This is a genomic window from Oerskovia sp. 140933 (assembly GCF_059651515.1).
In genome coordinates this window covers 48,182-71,583 of the sequence record NZ_JAMXIO010000021.1, presented here as the reverse complement: position 1 = coordinate 71,583, position 23,402 = coordinate 48,182, and the positions used below count along the sequence as shown (strand labels likewise).

General features: G+C 73.6%; 25 protein-coding genes. 11 read left to right on the top strand and 14 right to left on the bottom strand.

All coding sequences use genetic code 11. The annotated features are described in order from the left end of the window. Nucleotides 1-53 precede the first annotated feature (53 nt). The 5 genes from NHG27_RS12365 to NHG27_RS12345 form a co-directional block, all read right to left on the bottom strand. Nucleotides 54-1,328 carry an alpha/beta hydrolase family protein gene (locus tag NHG27_RS12365; RefSeq protein ID WP_497016486.1) on the bottom strand — a complete coding sequence of 425 codons (1,275 nt, stop codon included), beginning with the start codon at nt 1,326-1,328 and terminating at the stop codon, nt 54-56. Nucleotides 1,329-1,434: 106 nt separating this feature from the next. Beyond that, a complete protein-coding gene (locus NHG27_RS12360; RefSeq protein WP_497016495.1) occupies nt 1,435-2,079 on the bottom strand; it encodes a response regulator in 645 nt (214 codons plus the stop codon). 116 nt (nt 2,080-2,195) lie between these two features. Then, nucleotides 2,196-3,548: a sensor histidine kinase gene (locus tag NHG27_RS12355; protein ID WP_497016485.1), complete on the bottom strand. Its 1,353-nt coding sequence runs from the start codon at nt 3,546-3,548 to the stop codon at nt 2,196-2,198. Nucleotides 3,549-3,718: 170 nt separating this feature from the next. Beyond that, on the bottom strand, nt 3,719-4,606 hold the full coding sequence (locus NHG27_RS12350; protein ID WP_497016484.1) for an ABC transporter permease family protein: 888 nt from the start codon (nt 4,604-4,606) through the stop codon (nt 3,719-3,721). Beyond that, nucleotides 4,603-5,574: an ABC transporter ATP-binding protein gene (locus tag NHG27_RS12345; RefSeq protein WP_497016483.1), complete on the bottom strand. Its 972-nt coding sequence runs from the start codon at nt 5,572-5,574 to the stop codon at nt 4,603-4,605. Before NHG27_RS12345 ends, NHG27_RS12350 begins: the two co-directional genes overlap by 4 nt. 286 nt (nt 5,575-5,860) lie before the next feature. On the opposite strand from NHG27_RS12345, the gene NHG27_RS12340 reads away from it, so the two are divergent. Genes NHG27_RS12340 through NHG27_RS12330 form a run of 3 tightly spaced genes read left to right on the top strand, consistent with a single transcriptional unit; the run spans nt 5,861 to nt 8,722 of the window. Then, complete coding sequence (locus tag NHG27_RS12340; protein ID WP_497016482.1) at nt 5,861-6,757, top strand: Bax inhibitor-1/YccA family protein; 897 nt, start codon at nt 5,861-5,863, stop codon at nt 6,755-6,757. A 59-nt stretch (nt 6,758-6,816) separates the two neighbouring features. Next, the gene (locus tag NHG27_RS12335; RefSeq protein WP_497016481.1) at nt 6,817-7,308 is read left to right on the top strand and encodes a hypothetical protein; all 492 of its coding nucleotides are present in this window, start codon (nt 6,817-6,819) and stop codon (nt 7,306-7,308) included. Between the two features lie 7 nt (nt 7,309-7,315). Continuing rightward, nucleotides 7,316-8,722 carry a cystathionine beta-synthase gene (locus NHG27_RS12330; protein WP_497016480.1) on the top strand — a complete coding sequence of 469 codons (1,407 nt, stop codon included), beginning with the start codon at nt 7,316-7,318 and terminating at the stop codon, nt 8,720-8,722. Between the two features lie 33 nt (nt 8,723-8,755). Here NHG27_RS12330 and NHG27_RS12325 read toward each other — a convergent pair whose 3' ends face one another. The 4 genes from NHG27_RS12325 to NHG27_RS12310 form a co-directional block, all read right to left on the bottom strand. Beyond that, complete coding sequence (locus tag NHG27_RS12325; RefSeq protein WP_497016479.1) at nt 8,756-9,457, bottom strand: hypothetical protein; 702 nt, start codon at nt 9,455-9,457, stop codon at nt 8,756-8,758. A 58-nt stretch (nt 9,458-9,515) separates the two neighbouring features. Beyond that, a complete protein-coding gene (locus tag NHG27_RS12320; RefSeq protein ID WP_193718926.1) occupies nt 9,516-10,115 on the bottom strand; it encodes a TetR/AcrR family transcriptional regulator in 600 nt (199 codons plus the stop codon). Then, nucleotides 10,108-10,962: an alpha/beta fold hydrolase gene (locus NHG27_RS12315; protein WP_497016478.1), complete on the bottom strand. Its 855-nt coding sequence runs from the start codon at nt 10,960-10,962 to the stop codon at nt 10,108-10,110. Before NHG27_RS12315 ends, NHG27_RS12320 begins: the two co-directional genes overlap by 8 nt. A gap of 66 nt (nt 10,963-11,028) precedes the next feature. Continuing rightward, on the bottom strand, nt 11,029-13,035 hold the full coding sequence (locus NHG27_RS12310) for a glycoside hydrolase family 15 protein (RefSeq protein WP_193718924.1): 2,007 nt from the start codon (nt 13,033-13,035) through the stop codon (nt 11,029-11,031). Between the two features lie 176 nt (nt 13,036-13,211). Between NHG27_RS12310 and NHG27_RS12305 the strand changes: the two genes are divergently transcribed. Beyond that, a complete protein-coding gene (locus NHG27_RS12305; RefSeq protein ID WP_193718923.1) occupies nt 13,212-13,616 on the top strand; it encodes an FKBP-type peptidyl-prolyl cis-trans isomerase in 405 nt (134 codons plus the stop codon). A 36-nt stretch (nt 13,617-13,652) separates the two neighbouring features. On the opposite strand, the gene NHG27_RS12300 is transcribed toward NHG27_RS12305, so the two are convergent. Next, complete coding sequence (locus tag NHG27_RS12300; protein WP_497016477.1) at nt 13,653-14,930, bottom strand: class I SAM-dependent methyltransferase; 1,278 nt, start codon at nt 14,928-14,930, stop codon at nt 13,653-13,655. Between the two features lie 34 nt (nt 14,931-14,964). Next, nucleotides 14,965-15,834 (bottom strand): LysR family transcriptional regulator ArgP, encoded by an 870-nt coding sequence (locus tag NHG27_RS12295; RefSeq protein ID WP_193718922.1) that lies wholly within the window; start codon nt 15,832-15,834, stop codon nt 14,965-14,967. 69 nt (nt 15,835-15,903) lie between these two features. Here NHG27_RS12295 and NHG27_RS12290 point away from each other — a divergent pair, with 69 nt between their 5' ends. Next, nucleotides 15,904-16,515 (top strand): LysE/ArgO family amino acid transporter, encoded by a 612-nt coding sequence (locus NHG27_RS12290; RefSeq protein WP_497016476.1) that lies wholly within the window; start codon nt 15,904-15,906, stop codon nt 16,513-16,515. 134 nt (nt 16,516-16,649) lie between these two features. Continuing rightward, the gene (locus tag NHG27_RS12285; RefSeq protein WP_321575283.1) at nt 16,650-16,958 is read left to right on the top strand and encodes an Rdx family protein; all 309 of its coding nucleotides are present in this window, start codon (nt 16,650-16,652) and stop codon (nt 16,956-16,958) included. A gap of 131 nt (nt 16,959-17,089) precedes the next feature. Here the strand turns inward: NHG27_RS12285 and NHG27_RS12280 are convergent, their stop codons facing one another. Then, complete coding sequence (locus NHG27_RS12280) at nt 17,090-17,524, bottom strand: DUF5997 family protein (RefSeq protein ID WP_497016475.1); 435 nt, start codon at nt 17,522-17,524, stop codon at nt 17,090-17,092. Nucleotides 17,525-17,583: 59 nt separating this feature from the next. Between NHG27_RS12280 and NHG27_RS12275 the strand changes: the two genes are divergently transcribed. From NHG27_RS12275 to NHG27_RS12265, 3 genes are read left to right on the top strand one after another with little or no spacing between them, the layout of a single operon-like run. After that, nucleotides 17,584-18,528, top strand: a complete 945-nt coding sequence (locus NHG27_RS12275; RefSeq protein WP_497016474.1) for a LysR family substrate-binding domain-containing protein — start codon at nt 17,584-17,586, stop codon at nt 18,526-18,528. 32 nt (nt 18,529-18,560) lie between these two features. Further along, complete coding sequence (locus tag NHG27_RS12270; RefSeq protein ID WP_497016473.1) at nt 18,561-18,986, top strand: ArsR/SmtB family transcription factor; 426 nt, start codon at nt 18,561-18,563, stop codon at nt 18,984-18,986. After that, on the top strand, nt 18,983-19,624 hold the full coding sequence (locus NHG27_RS12265; protein WP_193718917.1) for an SRPBCC family protein: 642 nt from the start codon (nt 18,983-18,985) through the stop codon (nt 19,622-19,624). Before NHG27_RS12270 ends, NHG27_RS12265 begins: the two co-directional genes overlap by 4 nt. A 53-nt stretch (nt 19,625-19,677) precedes the next feature. Here the strand turns inward: NHG27_RS12265 and NHG27_RS12260 are convergent, their stop codons facing one another. Beyond that, on the bottom strand, nt 19,678-20,514 hold the full coding sequence (locus tag NHG27_RS12260) for a CPBP family glutamic-type intramembrane protease (RefSeq protein WP_193718916.1): 837 nt from the start codon (nt 20,512-20,514) through the stop codon (nt 19,678-19,680). 125 nt (nt 20,515-20,639) lie between these two features. On the opposite strand from NHG27_RS12260, the gene NHG27_RS12255 reads away from it, so the two are divergent. Together NHG27_RS12255 and NHG27_RS12250 are read left to right on the top strand one after the other, a co-directional pair. After that, the gene (locus NHG27_RS12255) at nt 20,640-21,407 is read left to right on the top strand and encodes a phosphatase PAP2 family protein (protein WP_497016472.1); all 768 of its coding nucleotides are present in this window, start codon (nt 20,640-20,642) and stop codon (nt 21,405-21,407) included. A 182-nt stretch (nt 21,408-21,589) separates the two neighbouring features. After that, nucleotides 21,590-22,507 carry a glycoside hydrolase family 19 protein gene (locus NHG27_RS12250; protein ID WP_193718914.1) on the top strand — a complete coding sequence of 306 codons (918 nt, stop codon included), beginning with the start codon at nt 21,590-21,592 and terminating at the stop codon, nt 22,505-22,507. 107 nt (nt 22,508-22,614) lie between these two features. Here NHG27_RS12250 and msrA read toward each other — a convergent pair whose 3' ends face one another. Further along, nucleotides 22,615-23,277 carry a peptide-methionine (S)-S-oxide reductase MsrA gene (gene msrA / locus NHG27_RS12245; protein WP_497016471.1) on the bottom strand — a complete coding sequence of 221 codons (663 nt, stop codon included), beginning with the start codon at nt 23,275-23,277 and terminating at the stop codon, nt 22,615-22,617. Nucleotides 23,278-23,402 lie beyond the last annotated feature (125 nt).

Below are 23,402 nucleotides of genomic sequence, written 5' to 3'. Positions count from 1 at the left end.
CAGCACGCCGAGGCCCGCCCGTCCTTCCCGGACGGGCGGGCCTCGCGCGGTCCTCAGCCCGCGTCGGTCCCGAGCGTGGGCGCGAGCGCCTCGTCGAGCCAGTCGAAGACGCGCTGCTCGGTCAAGGCACGGGCGAGGGGCTGGCAGTGCAGGCTCGCGCCCTCGGCGGCGGTGAACCGCACGAGCGTCGCGACGTCGGGCGCGAGCCGGACGAGCTCCTCGGACTGGCCGGGCCAGAACTGCTCGCCCTCGGGGTCCGTCACGAGCAGCGGCGTGGTGATGCGGGCGGCCACGTCCCGCAGGTCGAACTTCTGGACCGTGCGGAGCGTCGCGGCGTAGCCCTCGACGCCGTACGGCCGGGAGCGGAACCGCCACGTGGCCGCCGTGGCCTTCGACAGGCGCAGGCCCAGGTCCATGTCCCGGTCGAACGCGTGGTCCTTGCCCTCGTCGAGGAGCTTGAGGAGAGCTGTGGGCATCGTCGTCGTCCAGGAGGCGGCGACCTCGACCACGCCCGGGTCGACGACGGCCGCGGCGGGACGGTGCTCGAACGCGAGCGCCCGGGGCACCCAGTACCCGGCCTGGCTCGAGCCGTAGACGGCGACGCGCTGCGCGTCCACGTCCGGCCGCCCCACGAGCGCGTCGAGCACGGGCGTCAGGACGGCCTCGAAGTCGTACCGGAAGGGCACGCCGTGCTCGAACAGCATCGACTGCTGCCCCGGGCCGTCGAACACGAACGCGTGGTACCCCCGGCGCAGCGCTCCCGCCGCGCACGCGTTCCACATCGAGGTCAGCGAGCCGTCGGACCCGTTGACCGCGACCAGGAGAGGGCGCGCGGGCCCGCGACCGGTGTCTCCGGCCCCCGCGTCGTCGGGCCGTCGTGGGGCGTGGAAGAAGTAGCCCGGCAGGGTCGTGCCCTCGTACGGGACGTCGACGCGCTCGACGTCGAGCCCGCTCGTCCGGACCCACCGGTCCCACGCTGCGCGGTGCTTGCGGAAGGTGGGCAGGAGCAGGTCGTCGTCGTCGAGGGCCGCGACCGCGTCGACCGCGGCCGCGTAGTACGCCGAGGCCCGCAGGGACGCGGCCGCCGCGCTCGTCTCGTGCCCCGCGCTCGCGGAGTCGGCCGCGATCCGGGCCAGGCGGTCGCCGAGCCCGTGCCACGCGTCGAACCACCCCTGGTGGTCCTTGTCGCGGACGGGAGCGACGGCCGCGAGGACCTCGCCCACGTCCGCCGTCCCGTTCGTGGCGCCGCCCAGGATGGTGCGGATCTCGAAGTCGCGGTCGTGGCTGCCGGAGAACCCGGCCGTGAACGGGTCGTGGTGGGCTGGCATGGCGGTCCCCTCCTGCAGCGTGCATGACGGAGCCGACGGGCGTCGGGTCCTCCCCGACGATCTCCCGGGACACGGTTGTCCACCAGTCGGGGCCCGACGGCGACGCTCAGCCCGGGCGCGCGACGCCCGTCTCGTAGGCCAGCACCACGGCCTGCACCCGGTCGCGCAGACCGAGCTTGCCGAGCACGCGACCGACGTGCGTCTTGACGGTGGCCTCGGACACCACGAACCGGGAGGCGATCTCCGCGTTCGACAGTCCTTCGCCGAGCGCGGCGAAGACCTCGAGCTCGCGCGCCGTGAGCTCGCGCAGCCGCGGGTCGTCGACGCCGCGTCCCGGTGCGCCGGCCCCCTGCTCCTGGGAGCCCTCCGGGAGGTAGCCCGCGAACATCTCGAGCATGCGGCGCGTGACCCTCGGGGAGACCGCGGCGTCGCCGCTCGCGACGTTGCGGATCGCGCCCACGAGCTCGGCCGGCCGGGCGTCCTTGAGCAGGAACCCGCTCGCGCCTACGCGCAGCGCCGCGAACGCGTACTCGTCGAGGTCGAACGTCGTGAGGATGATGACCCGGCTCGCGGGCAGCGCGGACACGATCCGCTCGGTCGCGTCGATCCCGTTGACGCCCGGCATGCGCACGTCCATGAGGATCACGTCGGGGCGCAGAGCCGTGGCCTGCGCGTACGCGGTCTCGCCGTCGCTCGCCTCGCCCACGACCTCGATGTCGTCCTCGGCCGCGAGGATCATGCGGAAGCCCATGCGCAGCAAGGACTGGTCGTCGACGAGGAGCACCCGGATCGGGTGTGTCGCGTCATGGGGGACGCCCCCGGCGGGACCGGTCGCACCGCCCGCCGGGTCGCCGGAGAAGGGGAGGCTCACAGCGTGACCCCGGCTCCGCCGTCGGGCCGGTGCTGCGTGGCGCCGTCGAGACGCAGCCTCGCGACGACCTCCCAGCCCGAGCTCGTCGGACCGGCCGTGACCGTGCCCCCGTAGACGGCCGCACGTTCGCGCATCCCGATGATCCCTCTTCCTGTGCCGATGGGCTGGTCGCCCGTGATGCCCGCAGGCAGCGGTCGGGCGTCCGCGCCGTCGCGGGCCGTGCCGCCCGGTGCGCGCCCGGCCTTGTTCGTGACCGTGATCTCGAGCCAGTCTCCACCGTCGGGCGAGCCTGCGTCACGCCGGGCGATCTCGACCACGACCACGGGGGTCAGCGGCGCGTACCGCAGGACGTTCGTCAACGACTCCTGCACGATCCGGTGCGCGGCCTGGCGCAGACCGGGGTCAGGGTCCGGCTGGACCCCTATGCGCACGAGGCGCACGGGCAGGCCGGCGTGCCGGAACCGCTCGGCGATGTCCTCCATGCTCGGCACGTCCGCGGTCGGGGTCAGCGGGGCGACCGTGCCGTCGGGGTCGCGCAGCACGCCCAGGACGCGACGCATGTCGGCCAGGGCCGCGCGACCCGTCTCGCTCAGCTCGTCGAGCGCCTGCCCCGCGAGCGCGGGGTCCTTCACGCCCAGGGCCTTGGCGCCGTCCGCGAGGGCGACCATCACGGTCAGGCTGTGCGCGACGACGTCGTGCATCTCGCGCGAGATCCGCGCGCGCTCGGACGCGGCCGCGATCTGCGCCTGCTGGTCCCGGTCGCGGGCGATCGCGTTGGCGCGACCGACGAGGTCCGCGACGTGCAGGCGCCGCCCGCGCACGCTCGACCCGATCGCGATGCCCAGCAGCGCGAACGTGACCGTGATCGCGACGGCGGCGACCCGTGCCCCCGTGACCTCGCCGCTCTCCACCTCGGCGCGGACGACGACCCCTGACTGGCTCACCTCGAAGTCGTACCAGATCATCTCGGCCGCGCAGACGGTCAGGACGAGGGCGCCCAGCACGGTCCACGCGACCGCGGGGCGGTAGGTCGTCGCGACCGCGTAGATCGCGAACGCCAGGGCCAGCTCGAAGCCCGCGGAGTCACCGCTCAGGGCGATCGTGACGATCGCGAGCGCCCCGACGGCCACAGCGGTCCAGATCGGGTGGCGGCGGCGGAACAGCAGGGCCGCGCCGCCGGCCAGCGTCGCCAGCGCGACGCCGTAGCGCGGCTGCCCGGCCGGCAGCAGCGTCGTCAGCAGGCCGGGGACCGTGAACCAGGCCGCGACGAACCAGTCCATGACGACCGGGTGACGCACGAAGTACCGGCGCACCGGCCCCAGCCGGCGCGCGTCGAGCTCGGTGAACACCGCGGCGCTGCCCGGCCGGGTCTTGAGCGGTATCCGCGTGGCGGTCCCACCCTCGACCTTCGCGGTCCCCTCGGTGTCGCCGCGGACCTCGAGCGGGGGAAGCGCAGCGCCCGACGCCGGGCCACGGGTCTCGTGGTCCGGCGCCGGGCTGTGCGCGGTGCGGGGAATGGTCAGGCGTCCCGACGCTTGAGGGTGATGGCGGCGGCCACCAGGACCGCGACCGTCCAGGCGGCGAGCACGCCGTAGCCGACCCAGGGAGCGAGAGCGTCGGACGCGGCGGCGGTCCCCGTCATGGGGTCGACCGGGCCTCCGGTCGACAGCAGCCGTTCGCCGGCGACCCCCGGGAGGTACTTGTAGATGTTCTCCACGACCGCGTTGCCCGTGGCCATCGCGACGATGGCCAGGATCTGCGGGATCACCATGAGGACGCCCACGACCGTGAAGATCGCACCCGCGGTGCTCCGGAGCAGCGCCCCGACGCCGAGCGCGAGAGCGGAGATCGTCGCGACGTAGAGCGCGGCACCGACCAGGATGCGCACGGTCTCGTCCGACCCGAGGTCGAGCGACATGCCCTGGTTGGACAGCATCGGGGCCGTGACCAGCGCCGACAGCCCGACGCCGAGCAGCGTGACGACGAAGCTCGTCACGAACAGCACGCCCAGCTTGGCGACGAACGCGGGGAGCCGGGTGGGGACGGCCGAGAACGTCGAGCGGATCATGCCCGTCGAGTACTCGCCCGTGATCGCCAGCACGCCGAGCACGGCGATCGCGAGCTGACCGACCGAGTAGCCGATCGTCACGATCGTCGCGGACGGGAACACGTCCGCCATCGAGGTGCCCTCGGGCGCACCGGAGTCCGCGCCGGGGATGTTCATGATCGCGGCGAACATCAGCGCGATGGCGACCATGACCACGACCGTGATGGCGAGCGTCCACACGGTCGAGCGCAGGGTCCAGAGCTTGATCCACTCGGACTTGACGACCCCGCCGAAGGTGAGACGGGAGGACGACGCGCGCTGCGCCGTCGGGCGTGCTGCGGAGACGGTGGCGGCGGTCATCGCTGGGCTCCTTCGGAGATCGGGGCGGTCGGCGCGTCGACGCCGTGGCCCACGTGCTGGGAGGCGGACTCGGTCTGGTACTCGACCGAGTCGGCGGTGAGGAGCATGTACGCCTCCTCCAGGGTCGAGGTCACGGGCGTGAGCTCGTGCAGGACGATGCCCGACGCCGCGGCGAGCTCTCCGATCGCGACCGCGTCGGTCCCGGAGATCTGGAGCAGGCTCGGCTCGTCGGACGTGACCGTCGCACCGTCACGGCTGACCAGCTCGGCGAGCTGCGTGGCCTGCGGTGTGCGGACACGGACCGTGTGCTGGGCTCCACCGTCCACGATGTCCTTGACGGGCGCGTTCGCGATGATGCGGCCCTTGCCGATCACGATGATGTGGTCCGCGGTCAGCGCGACCTCGCTCATGAGGTGGCTGGACAGGAAGACCGTCCGGCCCTCCGACGCGAGGTAGCGGGCCAGGTTGCGGACCCACAGGACCCCTTCCGGGTCGAGGCCGTTGACCGGCTCGTCGAGGATGAGCGTCTTGGGGTCGCCCAGCAGCGCGGACGCGATCCCCAGCCGCTGGCCCATGCCGAGCGAGAAGCCGCCCACGCGCTTCTTCGCGACCGACTGCAGGCCGGTCATCTCGATGACCTCCTGCACGCGGGTCTTCGGGATGTTGTGCGTGGCCGCCATCGCGAGCAGGTGGTTGTACGCGCTGCGGCCCGTGTGCACGGCCTTCGCGTCGAGGAGGGCCCCGACCTCGGTCAGGGGCGAACGGTGCGCGGCGTACGGCTGACCGTTGACGGTCACCGACCCGGCCGTGGGACGGTCGAGCCCCATGATCATGCGCATCGTGGTCGACTTGCCGGCACCGTTCGGGCCCAGGAAGCCCGTCACCTGGCCGGGCTGGACGGTGAAGGAGATCCCGTCGACAGCGGTCTTGGGCCCGTACCGCTTGGTCAGGCCTCGTGCTTCGATCATGCTCGCCCCTCGGGTGGGTTGCGGGTGGTGGCTCGTACGTCCCCCAGCCTAGGGAACCGGACCACCCTCGCGATGCCCCCTCATGGCCGATCTTCGGCGCGGCGACGCGTACGCCGCAAGGATGACGCCCGTCGGCCGGTCGAGCGATCTTGGCCCGGGAGAGGTGGAAAAGTCGGATGAATACGCCGGGAACACCGGCGCGAACCCGCTCGTTGCATAAGATGGAAACACGGCCAGCGACACCCGCCTCGCCAGAGGGCACTGGACGCCGCGACCAGGAGGAAGCATGAGCAACCCCGTCTTCAACAACAGCGCCATCTTCGGCGAGCCCAAGCGTGCGCGTACGGGCCAGGGGGCTGCGGGCACCGTCCAGCAGAGCCCCGCGTACGGCACGCCGCCCCAGCAGGCGCAGTACGGCAGCTACGGCAGCTACGGCGCGCAGACCGCTGACGCCGCGACGCTCGACGCCATGTACAACGCGCCGACCGCGACCACGGCGGACACCAAGCGACTGACGTACGACGACGTCATCATCAAGACCGGCGGGCTGCTCGCCCTGCTCGTCGTCGTCGCGGCCGCCAGCTGGCAGGTCGTCGACACCATGCCGTTCATCTGGATCGGCGGCGCGATCGTCGGCCTGGTCCTCGGTCTGGTCAACGCCTTCAAGCGGAACCCGAGCCCCGCGCTCATCGTGGCGTACACGATCGCGCAGGGCGCGTTCCTGGGCGGCATCAGCGCCTACTACGACTCGATGGTCATCAACGGCGTCCAGCTCAACGGCGTCGTCCTGCAGGCCGTGCTCGCGACCGTCGTGACGTTCGCCGCCGCGCTGTTCCTCTTCAAGTCCGGCAAGGTGCGCGTCACGCCCAAGTTCACGCGCTGGCTCCTCATCGCGATGGTCGGCTACCTGGCCTTCTCGCTCATCAACATGGTCCTCGTCATGACGGGCGTGCTGGGCGGCGCGGGCGCCCGTGGCGGCACCATCGGCATCATCGTCGGCCTGGTCGCGGTCGGTCTCGCGGCCGCCTCGCTCATCGTCGACTTCGACTCGATCAAGCGCGGCGTCGAGGCGGGCGTGCCCGCCAAGTTCGCCTGGTCGGCAGCGTTCGGCCTCATGGTCACGCTCATCTGGCTCTACCTCGAGTTCCTGCGCCTGTTCGCGCTCCTGCAGAGCAGCGACTGACGTTGTCCGACGCCCGGAAGAAGTCCCCGGCACCCGCTTCGGAACCCGTTCCGACGCGGGTGCCGGTCTTTGCCGCCGGCCTCGCGCTGGCCGCCTTCACCCTGCTCGCCCTCCAGGTCCCCTACGGGTTCCTCGTCGGACGGAGCGTCACGAACGCCGTCGCGTGGGTCACGGCCTCCGCGGTCATGATCCTGCTCGTGACGCTGACCGCCGGCTCGGTGCTCGCCTGGCTCGGGCACCGCATCTCCCGCGAGTGGGACGACCGCAGGGCCACGATCCTGTTCTTCGGGCTCGGCCTCGTGGGCGTCGGCCTCTGGAGCTTCATGGTCCTGGGCGCGCTCCTGAGCGCCGCGACCGGGGACCCGGGCACCGCGACGAGCGGCGTCGCCCTGGCCTCGGTGCTCTATCTCGCCGTCGCGGGAGGGGCGAGCGCCGCCGTCGGGCGGTACTTCGCCCGCGAGGCCGCGGACCGTCCGCTGCTCGTCGTCGTCCTCGGCGTCAGCGTGGCGCTGTGCGCCGTGCTCGGCGGAATGGCCCTCGGCAGCGCATGATCGGTGCATGAAGTTCGCACACCACATCTCTGACCTCGTCGGCGGGACACCCCTGGTCCGGCTCGGATCGGTGACCGACGGCCTCTCTGCGACGATCCTCGCCAAGGTCGAGTACCTCAACCCGGGCGGCTCCGTGAAGGACCGCATCGCGCTCAAGATGATCGAGGCCGCCGAGGCCTCCGGTGAGCTCGCCCCCGGTGGCACGATCGTCGAGCCCACCTCGGGGAACACCGGGGTCGGGCTCGCGCTCGTCGCGCAGCGCAAGGGGTACGACTGCGTGTTCGTCTGCCCCGACAAGGTGAGCCAGGACAAGCGCGACGTCCTGACCGCCTACGGGGCGCGCGTCGTCGTGACCCCCACGGCCGTGGCCCCCGACCACCCCGACTCCTACTACTCGGTCTCGGACAGGCTCGTCGCCGAGATCCCGGGCGCCTGGAAGCCCAACCAGTACGCCAACCCCAACGGCCCCGCGTCGCACTACGAGAGCACGGGCCCGGAGATCTGGGCCGACACCGACGGTCGCGTCACGCACGTCGTGGCCGGGGTCGGGACGGGCGGGACCATCACGGGGACCGGCCGGTTCCTCAAGGACGCCTCCGCGTCACGAGGGGCCGACGCCGGTGGCCGGGTGCACGTGGTGGGCGCCGACCCCGCCGGGTCCGTCTACTCGGGCGGCGACGGGCGCCCCTACCTGGTCGAGGGCGTGGGCGAGGACTTCTGGCCCGCCGCGTACGACCCGACCGTGCCCGACGAGATCATCGCCGTGAGCGACGCCGACTCGTTCGAGATGACGCGCCGCCTCGCCCGCGAGGAAGGGCTGCTCGTGGGCGGCTCGTGCGGCATGGCCGTCGTCGCGGCGCTGCGCCTGGCCCGCCGCCTCGAGGACGAGGACCCGGCCGCGGCGGCGAGGGCCGTGATCGTCGTGATCCTGCCCGACGGCGGCCGCGGCTACCTCTCGAAGATCTTCAACGACTCCTGGATGCGGTCCTACGGGTTCCTCGACGCCGAGGAGGGCGTGACCGCGGGCGACATGCTCCGCTCCAAGAGCGGGCAGATCCCGAGCCTGGTCCACACCCACCCGGGCGAGACCGTGCGCGACGCGATCGAGATCCTGCGCGAGTACGGCGTCTCGCAGATGCCCGTCGTGGGGGCCGAGCCGCCCGTCAAGATCGGCGAGGTCGCAGGGGCCGTGAGCGAGCGGGCCCTGCTCGACGCGGTCTTCTCCGGCCAGGCGTCACTCGCCGACCGGGTGGACAAGCACATGGAGCCGCGCTTCCCGCTCATCGGGGCGGGCGAGGGCGTCGCGGCCATCCGGGCCGCGCTGCACGACGCCGACGCGCTGCTCGTGATCGACGACGGCGACCCGGTCGGGGTGCTCACGCGCCACGACCTGCTGGGGTTCCTCGCGCACTGAGGGCGGCGCGCGCCCCCGGGGGTGGCCTCCTGGTCACCCCCGGCGGGCGGGACCGTCCGCGCCCGGGTGCATCGCCCACGCCGCGAGCAAGCAGCCCGCGGCCAGCAGCACCCCGTGCGCCACGCGACCCGCCGGGGCGAGGAAGAACTGCGGCAGGTAGAGCGCCAGCCCCGCCGCGAGCGGGAGCCCGACCCACCGCGGCGCGAGCCCGCCGCGCCACGCCGCCACGGCCGCCAGCACCCCGCTCGCGGCCACCGCGAGCAGCCCGAGCCCGAACAGCGTCATCGCGACGGGCTGCGACCGGATCGCGTCGACCGTCGGCAGGAGGTCGAGGACGCCCGCCGTGAGCGCGTCGCGCGCGACTGCGTGGATCCCGAAGACCTCCGCCCCGAAGTACGGCAGGACGAGCCCGGCGCCGAGCCAGGCCGTGACGACCGCGCCCGACGCCGGAGCCCGGCCCCGCGTCCCGGCAAGCCGTGCCCGCAGCCCCAGGAAGGCGGCGGGGAGCAGCACGAACCCTGCTGCGCCGCACAGGTGCGCGGCGATCCAGGGTCCCGAGGCGAAGGCCGCCGCGAGCTCGGGGGACGCGACGTCCTCCGGGACCCACGGACGCAGGAGCGGGAACGCGAGGAAGAGGGCACCCGCGAGCGCGAGCAGGAGCGCTCCGGTGCGGGGCCGGACGAGGTCCGGGTCGGTTCCCCGGTCAGGGCGGGGCCGGTCGGACGGTGCGGTCATGGCGACTCTCCTTCGACGGGTGCGGACTGCGCGGGCCAGGACGGGCGACGACCGGGGGTCACGCTGGTTCCGGCAGGTCGGCGAGGTCCGCGATCCCGGCCACGAGCAGCCGGACGAGGACCTCGAAGCTGTGGTCGACGTCGTCGGGCAGGCCGAACCCGCCCATGAGCTCGAGCGAGACGAACCCGTGGATCGCGGACCGGACGGCGCGGATCGCGTCGACCGCCCGCTCCTCCGGCAGGTCGAAGCCGCGCAGGACCGCGACGATCACGGCGATCGTCCGGGCGCCCGCGAGCGAGAGCGGGTCGTCGTCGGCGGCCCCGAGGTCGGGCGAGAGCTGGACCGCGGCGTACCGGCCCGGGTGCTCGCGCGCGAAGTCGCGCACGGCCCACGCGAGCGCCGACAGCGCGTCGGGTCCCGAGCGCCCGATCGTCGCGGCCGCGGTCGCGCGCGTCAGGTCGTCGATCGCGACGAGCGCCACGGCCCGGCGCAGGTCCGCGAGCGAGCCCACGTGCTTGTACAGGCTCGGGGTTGCGACCCCGGCGGCGGCGGCGACCTTCGCGAGGGTGAGGTCCGTGAAGCCGTGCGTGCCGCCGTCGTCCACCACGCGCAGCGCGAGAGCCGTGACCGCGTCGCGGCTGAGCCCGGCCCTAGCCACGGGCGCCCCAACCCTGGTCGCCCGTGCGCAGGCCGGCGAGGAACGCGAGGGTCGCGGGGAGCACGACGTCGGGCGCCTGGTGCTGCGGGTAGTGCCCCACGTCCGGGACGAGGTGGCCCTGTGCGCCGATCGCCCCCTGGATCCACCCGAGCTCGGCCCGCTGGTCCGCGAAGTCGGGGTCGAGCGCCCCCATGAAGGCGATCGCGGGCGCGGCCACCTCGGTCAGGCGCGCCTCGACGGGCGCGTGCGTGAGGGCGAGGGTCAGGTCGCGGAAGCTGCGCAGCCTGCCCGGCTCACGCATCGAGGCGCGGATCGCGGCGACGTGCTCGGCGTGCCACGGCGCCCTGCGGCCCTTGGTGAGGGTCGAGTAGAAGCCCGCCCAGGCGGCCGCACCCCAGGGGCGCGCGAGGGTGACGCGGTAGAGCAGCCGGTTCGCCGATGCCCGGGCGGCGCTCGCGGACGGGTCCCGCAGGAACGGGCCGAGCAGGACCAGCCCGGCGACGGCGTCGGGCTGCTCGGCGGCCGCCCAGGTGGCGGAGCCGGCTCCCATCGAGCTCCCGACGAGCACGGCAGGCCCGCCCAGGTGCTCGACGAGTGCTAGGAGATCCTGGCCGGTCGCGACGTCGCCGTGCGTGCGGAAGGTCGTGCTGCTGTCCCCGTGCCCGCGCAGGTCCATGACGGCCACGCGGTAGCCCGCGGCGGCGAGCGGGGGGACCAGGTCCCGGTAGGTCGAGCGGAGGTCGCCCATGCCGGGGACGGCGACCACGAGGGGGCCCGACCCGGTCACGGTGTACGCGACGGCACCCTCCGGGCGAGGGAGGTGCTCCACGATCTGGTGAGTGCTCATAGCGTCTAGGCTAATCCCATTAGCCAACGGGGCGCAAGAGGTGCCGAGCGACGTCCCGCGAACCGGTCATCCCCGGTGGGCCGCCTCGAAGTGCCCCGCCCCGTCCTGGCGCTCCTCGGCCCGCACCACGTGCACCACGGCGTTGATGAGAGCCAGGTGCGTGAACGCCTGCGGGAAGTTCCCCAGGTGTCGCCCCGAGTGCGGGTCGATCTCCTCGGCGTACAGGTTGAGCTCGCTCGCGAACGACAGCAGCCGCTCGCACAGCGCCCGCGCCCGGTCGAGCTCGCCGACCTCGACGAGCGCCGAGACGAGCCAGAACGAGCAGATCGTGAACGTGCCCTCGGCCCCCGACAGCCCGTCGTCGGTCTCGTCGGTCCGGTAGCGCAGCACGAGCCCGTTGACCGTGAGGTCGTTCGCGATCGCGTCGACCGTCGCCACGACGCGTGGGTCGTCGGGCGGCAGGAACCGCAGGAGCGGGACGAGCAGGAGCGACGCGTCGAGCGCGTCCGAGCCGTAGCGCTGCACGAACACCCCCCGCGCGTCGACGCCGTGCTCCAGGACGTCGGCCCGGATCTCGTCCGCGACCTTCTGCCACTGGTCGGCGTAGTCCTGCTCGTCGTAGAGGCGGGCCAGGCGGGCCCCGCGGTCGAGCGCGACCCAGCACATGACCTTGGACGACGTGAAGTGCTGCGGTTCGCCGCGGACCTCCCACAGGCCGCGGTCGGGCTCGTGCCAGTGCCGCGCGGCCTCCTCGACCTGCGCCTTGAGGACCGGCCACAGGGACTCGGGGAGCTGCTCGCGCGACCGGGCGTGCAGGTACACCGAGTCGAGGACCGCGCCCCACATGTCGTGCTGCTCCTGGTCGAAGGCCGCGTTGCCGACCCGCACGGGCCGGGCGCCCTCGAAGCCCGAGAGGTGGTCGAGCGTGCTCTCCTCGAGCCGGTCCTCGCCGCCCACGCCGTACATGATCTGCAGCTCGCGCCCGTCGCGGCACACGTCGTGCACGAACGCGAAGAAGTCGTCGGCCTCCCGGTCGAGGCCCAGGGTGTACAGGCCCCACAGGGCGAAGGTCGAGTCGCGCACCCACGCGTACCGGTAGTCCCAGTTGCGCTCGCCGTGCGGCGTCTCGGGCAGCGACGTCGTCGCCGCGGCGAGGAGCGCACCCGTCGGCGCGTACGTCAGCCCCTTGAGCGTGAGCGCGCTGCGCTGCAGGTACGAGCGCCACGGGTGGTCGGGGAAGACGCCCTGCGTGATCCAGTCGCGCCAGTACTGCTCGGTGCGGCCCATCGCGTCGGCGGCGTCGGGCCACGTGTCGGGCGCGGGCCGGTCCGACCACGACAGCGCGACGTACGCCTTGTCGCCCGCGGACATGCGCGTGCGCCCCTGCGCGCGCCGGTCCTCGACGCCCAGCCGCAGGCTGCTGCTGAGGCGCAGGTCGGGCGTCGTGGCGTGCACGACGCGCGTCACGAGGCTCTGGTACGTCGCCCCGTCGTACTCCCACCGCGCGGCCTCGCGCCCGTAGTCGGGCAGCGGCTCGCACACCACCTCGACGTCGACCGTCCCGTTGACGCACAGGATGGTGCGCAGCAGCATGTGCTCGGCGTCGAAGTCGGTGGGCGTGCGCCGGTGCGTCTGCGAGCGCTCGTCGACGTTGTGCCACGGGCCCATGAGCATCGCGTCACGCACCACGAGCCAGCCCGTCGCCGTCTGCCACGTCGTCTCCAGCACGAGCGTCCCCGGGATGTACCGCCGCGCCACGGGGACGCGCGCCCCGTACGGTCCCACGCGGAACGAGCCCGCGCCCCGGTCGAGGACCGCCGCGAAGATGCTCGGCGAGTCCGGTCGGGGCACGCACATCCACTCGATCGCGCCGCTGGGCGCGACGAGCGCGTTGCACTCGCAGTCCGACAGAAACGCGTACTCCGCGATCCCGGGGAAGGGCGAGCGCCGCCCCACGGGCACCTGGGCGCCGCCCGCGTGCGTCACGGGCGCGTCGAGCTCGGACGTGTCGACGGGGCGCGCGGTGTCGGCGCCGGTGTCGTCGGTGCCCACCGACGCGTCACGAGCCTCCATGCCTCCAGCGTGCGCCCGCGCGCGGCGGTTGTCAGGCGCAAGAGGTGCCCGACGGCGCAGCGCACCCGGGAGCGCACGGTGCGCTCCGTCGTCGGGCAGCGCGGGGCCGGGCCGGGAGGTGCGCCGGACGCTTAGGCTGTTCCCGACCCCCGCACCACCACCCGAGAGGTAGCACCATGAGCACGCAGCTCCCCACCGCGTCCGGCTCGTTCGGCGACAAGCCCGTCCTGACGTTCCCCGAGGGCGGCGCACCCGCCGGCCTCCAGGTCCAGGTCCTCGAGGAGGGCAGCGGCCCCGTCGTGACGGCCGGGCGCACGATCGTCGTCAACTACCTGGGGCAGGTCTGGGACGGCGACATCTTCGACACGTCGTACGACCGTGGCCAGACCATCAGCTTCCCCATCGGGACCGGCGCCGTGATCGGCGGCTGGGACAAGGGCCTCGTGGGGCAGAACGTCGGCTCGCGCGTCCTGCTCTCGATCCCGCCGGAGCACGGCTACGGCATGCGCGGCGTCCCGCAGGCGGGCATCGGCGGCACGGACACGCTGGTCTTCGTGGTGGACGTCGTCGGGGTCGAGTGACCTCGCGCCTCCGCGCCCGACGGGCCGGGACCTCCCTCAGCGGGCGACGCTGCGCGTCACCGTGAACCGGGGGTTCCGGCCCGCCTGCGTCGTGGGCCCGACCGCGCGCTCGAGCGCGGGCCGGTAGCGCAGGTGCGAGTTGTACACCGTCCACAGCTCACCACCCGGTCGCAGCACGCGCCCCGCGGTGGCGAACATGCGGTGCGCGGCGTCCGTGCTCAGGGCCGCGCCCTGGTGGAACGGCGGGTTGCACAGCACGACGTCGGCGCTGCGGTCCGCGAGCGAGGACCCGACGTCGTCGCGCACCACCCGGACCCGGTCGCCCACGCCGTCGGCCGCGGCCGTCGCACGGGCCGAGCGCACGGCCGCCTCCGACTGGTCCGTCGCGACGACGCTCGCCCCCGGCCGCGCCCGGGCGAACGACACGGCGAGGATGCCCGTTCCGCAGCCCAGGTCCACGGCGTCGCGCGCGCCCGGTGAGACCTCGTCGAGGAAGCCCAGCAGGAACCGGGTCCCGAGGTCGAGGCTCGCCCCCGCGAACGCCGCCCCGTACGCGACGACGTCCAGGCCCAGCTCGGCGACGTGCTCCGTCACGGGGTAGGTGAGACCCGTCCCCGGGCGGGGCCCGCTCGCCACCAGCACGCGGGACTTCTGGCGGGCCAGGTTCGCCCGGACCTCGGTGAAGGACTCGGCCAGGACCTCGTTCATGGCCGTCGTCATGTGCTTGACCCGGCCACCCGCGAACACCACCACGTCGGGGGCGGCGAACCGCGCGACGTGCTCCGCGACGTCGCGCAGCGCCGCGAGCGAGCGGGGGAGCTGGAGCACGACGACCCGGGCGCCCCGCAGCAGGTCCTCGCCCAGCGGGTGGTGGGAGAACGCCGCCTCGGGCCCGGGGAGGTCGCGTCGCGCGGCAGCGCGGGCGTTGCGGTCCAGGGCGGTCTCGCTCGTCAGCGCGTCCTGGTGCACCCGGATCCCCGTGAGGCCGTGCGCCACCGCCGCCCCGAGCGTGAGCGCCCCGAACCGGTCGTCGACCACGACCACCTCGCCGGGGCGGGTCGCGGCCAGGGCGCTCGCGGCCTCGTCGAGCAGCAGGCGGTCGGTCGCGTCCACCGCGACGAGGGTCGGGTCCGCCGACCCGCCGTGCGGGCGAGCCGGGCCGTCGTCGGGCGTGAAGCGCTCGAGCCCCGCGAGGAGCCGGTCGAGGGCGGCCTGGTCCCGCGCGGGCACGGGCTGCGCGGGCTGCTCGACGTGCGCGGGCGGGGTGGGGCGGTCGGGCACGGGGGGACGCTCGTCGGAAGTGGGGGAGGGCACAGGACAAGTCTGCCCTGCCTCGTCCTGCCCGGCGTCAGCGCAGGTGGGCGGCGGCGGCCTCCCGGACGGCCGCAGCGACCCGGTCGAGCGTGGGGGAGTGCAGCCGCCACTGCTGCCAGTACTGCGGCACGGTCAGGCTCGCGCGGTCGTCGAACCCCACGAGGCGCCCCGCGGCCTCGGCCTCGTGGCTCTGGAGGTCCGGCAGCATGCCCCATCCCATCCCGAGCTCGACCGCACGCAGGAACTCGTGCGAGGCGGGGACGTGGTGCCGGGGGCCGCCGGCGCGCTGCCCCAGGTACCGGTCCTGGAGGTCGTCCTTGCGGTCGAACACGACCACGGGCGCGACCGAGAGGGCCGCGGTCGTCGGGCCGTCGGGGAACCACCGCTCGGCGAACGCGGGACTCGCCAGGGGGCGGTAGCGCATGCGCCCGAGCGGCGTCGATCGGCACCCCGGCACGGCGGCCCGGACCGACGTGACCGCCGCGACGGCCGTCCCGTCGCGCAGCAGGTCGATCGAGTGGTCCTGGTCCTCGCGCACGATCTCCAGCCGCGCCCACGACGACGCGTCGGCCAGCACGGGCAGGGCCCACGTCGTCAGGGCGTCGCCCGTGATGACGAGCGTGAGCTCGGGGACGTCCCCGTCGCCCAGGTCGAGCTCGGCGAGGACCTCGGCGTGCTGGAGGGCGAGCCGGCGCGCGTGGCGCACGAGCACCTCGCCGGGGGCGGTGAGCGTCGCGGGACGGCCCCGGCGCACGAGCACCTGGCCCACGGACGCCTCGAGCGCGCGCATGCGCTGGCTGACCGCCGAGGGGGTCACACCGAGCTCCTGGGCCGCGGCCTCGAACGTGCCCGTCGTCGCGATCGCGTCGAGCGTGCGGAGCTGGTCGGGCTGGAGATCCACCATGAGCAGATCTTAAGGTTCTGCAGAAAAATTCGCTGGACTGTCCGTCGGTGCGCGCCTAGCGTCGAGCACGTGACCTCCTTCGCGCCCCTTCTCGCCGGCCTCGGCACCGGGCTGTCCCTCATCGTGGCGATCGGCTCCCAGAACGCGTTCGTGCTCCGGCAGGGGCTTCGTCGCGAGCACGTCGTGCCCGTGGTCCTGGTGTGCGCGCTCTCCGACCTGGTGCTCATCGCGGCCGGGGTCGCCGGCCTGGGCGTGCTCGTCTCGAACGCGCCCGTGCTGCTCGCGGTCGTGCGCTGGGGAGGCGCCGCGTTCCTCCTGGTCCTGGCCGTGCAGGCAGCCCGGCGCGCGCTGCGTCCCGCGGCCCTCGAGGCGGCCGAGGGAGGCCTGCGGACGGCGGTGGGTGCCGCCGTCGGGACGGCGCTCGCCCTGACCTGGCTCAACCCGCACGTCTACCTCGACACGGTCCTGCTGCTCGGCTCGGTCGCAGCCGGGTACGGGGATGGCGGGCGCTGGGCCTTCGGGGTCGGGGCCGGGATCGCGAGCATCGTGTGGTTCACCGCGCTCGGCCTGGGGGCGCGCGTCCTCGCCCCGGTCTTCGCGCGACCGGCCGCCTGGCGCGTGCTCGACGGCGGGATCGCGCTCGTCATGGCGGTGCTCGCGGTCGTGCTCGTCGTGCGGTAGCCGGGCCGGGCAGGGAGTCGGGGCCTCCTGGCACGACAGCGGCCCTCTCCGGTGTCGTGCTCGGCGGGCGGGGCCTCGGGGACCATCGATGGGCACGGCCTCCGCCGGGCCTCGTCGTCTGGCACGCTGGGCGCGTGGACGAACAGAGCACCGAGACACCGGCCCGTGTGCAGATCACCTACTGCACGCAGTGCAGCTGGATGCTGCGTGCCGCGTGGCTCGCGCAGGAGCTGCTGACGACGTTCGGGACCCGGCTCACCGAGGTCGCGCTGGTACCCGGCACGGGCGGGATCTTCCAGATCCACGTGGGGGACGAGCTCGTGTGGGACCGCAAGGAGAGGAAGGGCTTTCCCGAGGTCCCGGTGCTCAAGCGGATCGTGCGCGACCGTGTGGCCCCGGGCCTCGCGCTCGGTCACACGGACCGTGCGGGCGGCACGCCCTAGCCTCGGCGCCGCACGTCGACTCCGCGTGCGCGTTCCTCCTGCTCCGGGCGGGTGGCGTCACCGGACGACCCGTCCGGGCCGCTGCCGGGCAGCCCGACGGTTCGCGGCACCCCGTGGGGTGCCACGAGTCGTCACTCGCTGCGGGGGGCCTTCTGCTCGGCCTCGCGGTTGGCGCGGGCGACCTTCTTGGCCTTCTTGAGGTCGCGCGCCTTGACGCGCTCCTCCTCGGCCCGGACCTCGGCCTGGATCTCGCGCTCGCGCACGAGCCACGCCGGCGGGTCCTCGCGGAGCTCGTTGATCTGCTCGGTGGTCAGCGCCTCCTCGACGCCGCCGCGGGCCAGGCCTGCGATCGAGACGTTGAGGCGACCCGCGACGACGGGTCGCGGGTGGGGTCCGTTGCGGCGGAGGTCGACGAGCCACTCGGGCGGGTTGGTCTCGAGCTCCTCGAGCTGGCCGCGCGTGATGGTCCCCTCCTGGAACTCCGGGGGAGTGGCGGGAAGGTACACCCCGAGCTTCTTCGCCGCGGTCGCGGGCTTCATGGTCTGGGAGGAGTGCGGGGTGCTCATGGTCCCAGGGTATCGGTCCCGGCCCCGTTCCCTCGTCCCGGGGCGGCTAGGGTTGTGGGGTGGAAGAGACTGCGCGCAGCGCCGAGCACGACGCCGACCTACCGGCCGAGGACGTCACCGACGCGCAGACCCCCGGGTTCCGCCTCGCGTACGTCCCCGGCGTGACGCCCTCGAAGTGGGTGCGGACGTGGATCGACCGGGTCCCGGACGTGCGCCTGGAGGCGCTCGCCGCCCCGGCATCGCAGGTCGAGGCCCTGCTGCTCGACGGCGGGGCGGACGTCGCGATCCTGCGTCGTCCCGTGCGCAGCGAGGGCCTGAGCCACATCGCGATGTACACCGAGGTGCCCGTGGTCGTGGTCCCGCGCGACCACGTTTTCGCAGCCCTCGAGAGTGACGAAGCGCTCACCGTGGCGGACCTCGCGGACGAGGTCGCGCTGCACCCGCTCGACGACGTGCTGGGCTGGGCGGACCCCGCAGAGGGATCTGCCGCCGACGACGAGGCCCGTCCTGCCCTGCCCGGCCGGCCCGCCCTGGAGCGCCCGGCGACGACCGCGGACGCGATCGAGCTCGTCGCCGCCGGGATCGGTCTGCTGGTCGTGCCGCAGTCCCTCGCGCGCCTGCACCACCGCAAGGACCTCACGTACCGGACGCTCGAGGGCGGGCCGGAGGCGCCCGTCGCGCTCGGGTGGGTGACCGAGGAGAAGTCGAACCTGGTCGAGGAGTTCATCGGGATCGTCCGCGGCCGCACGGCCAACAGCTCGCGCGGGGTCGCGGGCCCCACCCCGCCCACGCCCGAGGCGGACAAGAAGCGCGACGGCCGGACGCCGTCGGGCGCCAAGGGTGCGGGGGCGAAGTCCGGGCAGGCCACCAAGGGGACCCGGACCGCGAGCGCGGCGCGCAGCGGCGCCAAGCAGGCGCCGAAGGGCGGCAAGAAGTCGGGCAAGTCCGTCGCGAAGCGGCTCGGCAAGTCGCAGTCGATGAAGGGTCGCAAGAAGGGCCGCTGAGTTCCTTCACTCTTGACTTATATAAGCCGTGGATGAATGATCGATTGATGGAAGCGTTCGACGTCCTCGGCGACCCCGTCCGGCGACGGATCCTCGAGCTGCTGTCCGGCGGCGAGACGTCCGCCGGTGACCTCGCGGCCGTGATCCGCGACGAGTTCGGGATCAGCCAGCCCGCGGTCTCCCAGCACCTCAGGGTGCTGCGCGAGAACGGGTTCGCGACCGCCCAGGCGGCCGGCACCCGCAGGCTCTACGCCCTGGACCCCTCCGCGCTCGACGACGTCGACGACTGGCTCGACGGGCTCCGACGGTCCTGGGACCAGCGTCTCGACGCGCTCGGGACCGAGCTCGCACGCGGGCGCCGCGCCCGCCGTCGGGCCGCCTCGCACGAGCCGGACGCTCCCCGCACCGCCCCGGCCGCGGACCCGCGACCGGACCCCGCGAAGGAGGCCACGAGATGACGTTCGACCTGAGCACCGAGATCGACAAGGCCCGTCGGGTCACCGGCGACCGCGACGACGCCCGCGTCGTGCTGCTGAGCCGCACCTACGACGCCCCCGTCGAAGACGTCTGGGACGCGTGCACCGACGCCGACCGCATCGCGCGCTGGTTCCTGCCCGTGACCGGAGACCTGCGCCTGGGCGGGCGCTACCAGCTCCAGGGGAACGCGGGCGGCGAGGTGCGCGAGTGCGAGCCGCCGCGCCGGTTCCTCGTGACCTGGGGCATGAGCGAGGAGGACCGGAGCACGGTCGAGCTCCGCCTCGCGCCCGCCGACGGCGGGGCCACCGAGCTGACGCTCGAGCACGTCGCGGTCGTGCCGCCCGAGTTCTGGGACAGGTTCGGCCCCGGGGCCGTGGGGGTCGGGTGGGACCTCACGCTCGTCGGGCTCGCCGCGCACCTCGCGGGCGTCGACCTGGGCGACCCTGCCGAGCTCGAGACGAGCCCCCGGATGCGCGCGCTCCAGACCGCCAGCGCCCAGCTCTGGCGTGCCGCCCACGAGTCCTCGGGCGCGGACCCCGCCGCGGCCGAGGCCGCGGCCGCCGCGACCACGGCCTTCTACGTGCCGCCGCTCGACGGGGGAGCGACCCCCGCAGGGTGACCCGAGGTGCTCGCGACAGCGGGCGGGTGCCGGGCGAGCCCGCGGAGGGCGGCTCAGCGCCCGCCCGTGACGAACACGTCGAACAGCTCCGGGTGGTGGGCGTGCACCAGGACCGCGAACACGATCGCGTCGAACAGCAGGTGCACGCACACCACGTACGTGAGCGACTTGGTGCGCGCGAAGATCCAGCCCTGGACCAGCGCGAACGGGATGGTCAGGAGCGGGCCCCAGCTCCGGTAGCCCAGCTCCCACAGGAACGACACGAACACGGCCGCCTGCAGGAGGTTCGCGGGCCACAGCGCGAAGTGACGGCGCAGCAGCGCGAACACGACGCACACGAAGAACAGCTCGTCCCAGATCCCCACGGCGTTGACGCCCACGAAGAGCCGCGCGATCTCCTGCGGCGTCTCGATCGCGGGCCAGTTCCGGTACGACCCGGACCCGATGAAGTACGCGGGCAGGATCAGGTAGCCCGCCACCAGGACGACGAGCAGGTACACGATCTGGGTACGGTTCCACCGCCTGCCCGTGCGGACGGGGAAGCGGATCGCGTCGTCGCGGTACACGTAGCGGGAGACGGCCCACGGCACCAGGACCGCGAGCGACAGCACGACGGCGAAGCGCGCGATCCCCGCGTCGCTCAGGTCCGCAGCGAGCGGGATGGTGCTGATGATGCCCATGCCGACCGCGATCAGCAGCAGGTCGCGGCCGAGCCGACGGTCGATCACGAGACCCAGGGCGACGCCCGCGACGAGGGGCACGTACCCGAGCGGCCGGACGTGCACCGCGAACAGCAGGACGGCCGACCCGCACACGAGCGCCGCGGCGAGGAGGCGGGCTGCGACGAGCAGGGCGGTGTCGGCGGGCGCGGCGGTGCGCGTGTCGGTCACGCGCCCCACGATGCCACGGCGCGCTCGTGGAGGCGGAGTGTGGACCGCGCGGGGGATGCCGGGAGGTCGCCGGATCCGACCGCGGTCGGATGTCCGGGCGGCGCAGACGTCCGTACCATTCCGGGGTGAAGTCCCCCAGATCGTCCCTGCTCCTGGCCCTGCTCTGGCTGCTCGCGGCCGCCGTCGTCGTACCGTCCCTGCTGCTCCTGCGCGGGCCGAGCACCGAGCTCTACCTCGCCGTGACCGCCCGGACGGCGGACCTGCCCGGGGTCGAGCTCGTCGCCGAGGTCGGCGTGATCGCCCTGGCCCTGCTCTGGCTCCTCGCTGCCTGGCAGGCGCGCGGCGCGGGGACCGGCGCGGTCGCGACCGCCCTGGCCGGCGGCGTCGCGGCCGTGGTCGCGTACGCGACGTCGGAGGTCGCCAAGACGATCGTCCAGCAGCCCCGCGGTTGCTGGGACCTCATCGAGATCGCGCACTGCCCCGAGGCGGGCGACTGGTCGTTCCCGAGCAACCACACGACCATCGCGTTCGCGCTCGCGACCTCGGTCGTCCTCACGGCGCTCGCCACGGGCCGCCCGCGCGACTCGCTCGGCACGACGACGGCGCTCCGGTTCCGTCGAGCCCGTCGCCTCCCGCCCTACCGGGTCCTGGTCGCCGCGCCCGTCGTCCTCGCGGTCGTCACCGGGGCGGCGCGCCTGGTGCAGGGGGTCCACTTCCCGCACGACGTCCTCGCGGGCGCGACGGTCGGGGTGTGCGTCGTCGTGGCCCTCGTCCTGGCGCTGCGGGGGCCGGCGGCCGCGGGGCTCGCGGTGCTGTGCCGCAACGAGGCCGTGGGTCGGCTGCTGCTCGCGCAGGGGGCACGGGGTGACGCGGAGGTACCCGTCCGGCGCTGACGCCGGGGGCCGGTCCAGGGGTGTCCCGGGCGCTGCCGCGGGTCCCCTCGATACCTGTTTGTTCGAGTTGCTGACAATTGTGACCGTCGCTACCTTGTGACCGCGGCGCCAGCCGTTCACAAGAATTGTTCAGCGAAGAGCAAATGGGGGCTCGAATGTTTGGCAAGAGAACTGTCTCCGGCATGCGCCGAGGAGCCGCGATCGTGGCGGCCGGGCTCGTGAGCGCGGTCGTCGCGACGGCCGCCGCCGCACCGGGGGCCGCGACGACCGCTCCGACCGCTGCGCCGCTCACGGCCGTGACCGCCACCGCGGCGCCCGCGAACCCGTGCGCCGCGCCGTGGAGCGAGAGCACGGCGTACCAGGGCGGGGCCACGGTCTCGCACCACGGCCGCAACTTCACCGCGAAGTGGTGGACGCAGCGCGAGAACCCGGGCGCCGCGACGGCGTGGGCCGACAAGGGGGCCTGTCAGGGCGGCGAGTCCGACTTCGTGATCAGCGAGGCCGAGTTCGACGCGATCTTCCCGAAGCGCAACGCGTTCTACACGTACCAGGGGCTCGTCGACGCCCTGGCCGCGTACCCGAGGTTCGCCAACACGGGGACCGAGACGACGCGGACCCAGGAGGCGGCGGCGTTCCTGACGCACGCCGACTTCGAGTCGGTCGGGCTGCGGTACGTCAAGGAGATCAACGAGGCGAACTACTGGATCAAGTGCGACTACTCGCAGCCGTTCGGCTGCCCGGCGGGCCAGACCGCCTACTACGGCCGCGGCCCGATCATGTTCAGCTGGAACTTCAACTACAAGGCGGCCGGTGACGCGCTCGGCATCGACCTGCTGAACAACCCGTGGCTCGTCGAGCAGGACCCGTCGATCGCCTGGCAGACGGCGCTCTGGTACTGGAACACCCAGAACGGTCCCGGGGTCATGACGTCGCACGAGGCGATGGTCGGCGGGGCCGGGTTCGGCCAGACGATCAACTCGCTCAACGGCGCGCTCGAGTGCAACGGCGGCAACCCGGCGTCGGTCCAGAGCCGCGTCGACCGCTACCAGAAGATCACGGCGATCCTGGGCGTCGTGCCGGGGTCGGGGCTGACCTGCTGACCTGCTGAGCGACTGAGCGGGGTGCCGAACCCGAGGTTCGTCAGGCTGGCGTGGGGACGTGCCAGACGAACCTCGGGTTCGGCATCAGCGGGGGGACGACCAGGGCGTCACGCCGCGTCGGGGAACGGGATCCCCGTCGTCGCGTGGCAGCGGTACCCGTTGGGGTTCTTGTCCAGGTACTGCTGGTGGTAGTCCTCGGCGTAGTAGAACGTGCGGCCCTCGGCGGGCGCGACCTCGGTCGTGATGGGGTCGAGCCCACGCGCGGTCAGCACCTTCTGGTACCGGGCCTCGGTCTCACGGACCGCGGCCTCCTGCTCGGGCGTCGTCCAGTAGACCGCCGAACGGTACTGGGTGCCGACGTCGTTGCCCTGCCGGTAGCCCTGCGTGGGGTCGTGACGCTCCCAGAAGATCTTGAGCAGCTCCTCCTCGGTCACGACCGTCGGGTCGTACGCGACGAGCGCGGTCTCGGTGTGGCCCGTGCGCGCGGTGCAGACCTCCTCGTACGTGGGGTTGGGCGTGGTGCCGCCCATGTAGCCGACGGCCGTCGAGACCACTCCCGGCACCTGCCAGAAGATCTCCTCCGCGCCCCAGAAACAGCCCATCGCGAGGTACAGCACGCGCGTGCCCTCGGGCCACGGTCCCGTGATCGAGGTCCCGAGGACCGTGTGCGGGCGTGCCACGGGCAGCACGGGCTCGTCCCGTCCGGCGAGAGCCTTCTCGGGTGCGACCATCTGGGTCTTCATCGAGGACCCGAACAACGACTCGAACATCTTTACCTCCACCTGTAGCCGACACCTGGGCAACACCCTGCCGCCGGTGCCTGTTCCCCGCGCCCGGCCCGCGCCCGGCCCGCGCCCGGCCCGCGCCCGGCCCGCGCCCGACCGGACCCGACCCG

Coding starts and splice junctions, on each gene's coding strand:
- NHG27_RS12340 (WP_497016482.1), top strand. CDS start 5,861: ATGAGCAACCCCGTCTTCAACAACAGCGCCATCTTCGGCGAGCCCAAG.
- NHG27_RS12305 (WP_193718923.1), top strand. CDS start 13,212: ATGAGCACGCAGCTCCCCACCGCGTCCGGCTCGTTCGGCGACAAGCCC.
- NHG27_RS12295 (WP_193718922.1), bottom strand. CDS start 15,834: ATGGTGGATCTCCAGCCCGACCAGCTCCGCACGCTCGACGCGATCGCG.
- NHG27_RS12365 (WP_497016486.1), bottom strand. CDS start 1,328: ATGCCAGCCCACCACGACCCGTTCACGGCCGGGTTCTCCGGCAGCCAC.
- NHG27_RS12265 (WP_193718917.1), top strand. CDS start 18,983: ATGACGTTCGACCTGAGCACCGAGATCGACAAGGCCCGTCGGGTCACC.
- NHG27_RS12350 (WP_497016484.1), bottom strand. CDS start 4,606: ATGACCGCCGCCACCGTCTCCGCAGCACGCCCGACGGCGCAGCGCGCG.
- NHG27_RS12250 (WP_193718914.1), top strand. CDS start 21,590: ATGCGCCGAGGAGCCGCGATCGTGGCGGCCGGGCTCGTGAGCGCGGTC.
- NHG27_RS12315 (WP_497016478.1), bottom strand. CDS start 10,962: ATGAGCACTCACCAGATCGTGGAGCACCTCCCTCGCCCGGAGGGTGCC.
- NHG27_RS12345 (WP_497016483.1), bottom strand. CDS start 5,574: ATGATCGAAGCACGAGGCCTGACCAAGCGGTACGGGCCCAAGACCGCT.
- NHG27_RS12280 (WP_497016475.1), bottom strand. CDS start 17,524: ATGAGCACCCCGCACTCCTCCCAGACCATGAAGCCCGCGACCGCGGCG.
- NHG27_RS12360 (WP_497016495.1), bottom strand. CDS start 2,079: ATGGGCTTCCGCATGATCCTCGCGGCCGAGGACGACATCGAGGTCGTG.
- NHG27_RS12270 (WP_497016473.1), top strand. CDS start 18,561: ATGAATGATCGATTGATGGAAGCGTTCGACGTCCTCGGCGACCCCGTC.
- NHG27_RS12330 (WP_497016480.1), top strand. CDS start 7,316: ATGAAGTTCGCACACCACATCTCTGACCTCGTCGGCGGGACACCCCTG.
- msrA (WP_497016471.1), bottom strand. CDS start 23,277: ATGTTCGAGTCGTTGTTCGGGTCCTCGATGAAGACCCAGATGGTCGCA.
- NHG27_RS12325 (WP_497016479.1), bottom strand. CDS start 9,457: ATGACCGCACCGTCCGACCGGCCCCGCCCTGACCGGGGAACCGACCCG.
- NHG27_RS12310 (WP_193718924.1), bottom strand. CDS start 13,035: ATGGAGGCTCGTGACGCGTCGGTGGGCACCGACGACACCGGCGCCGAC.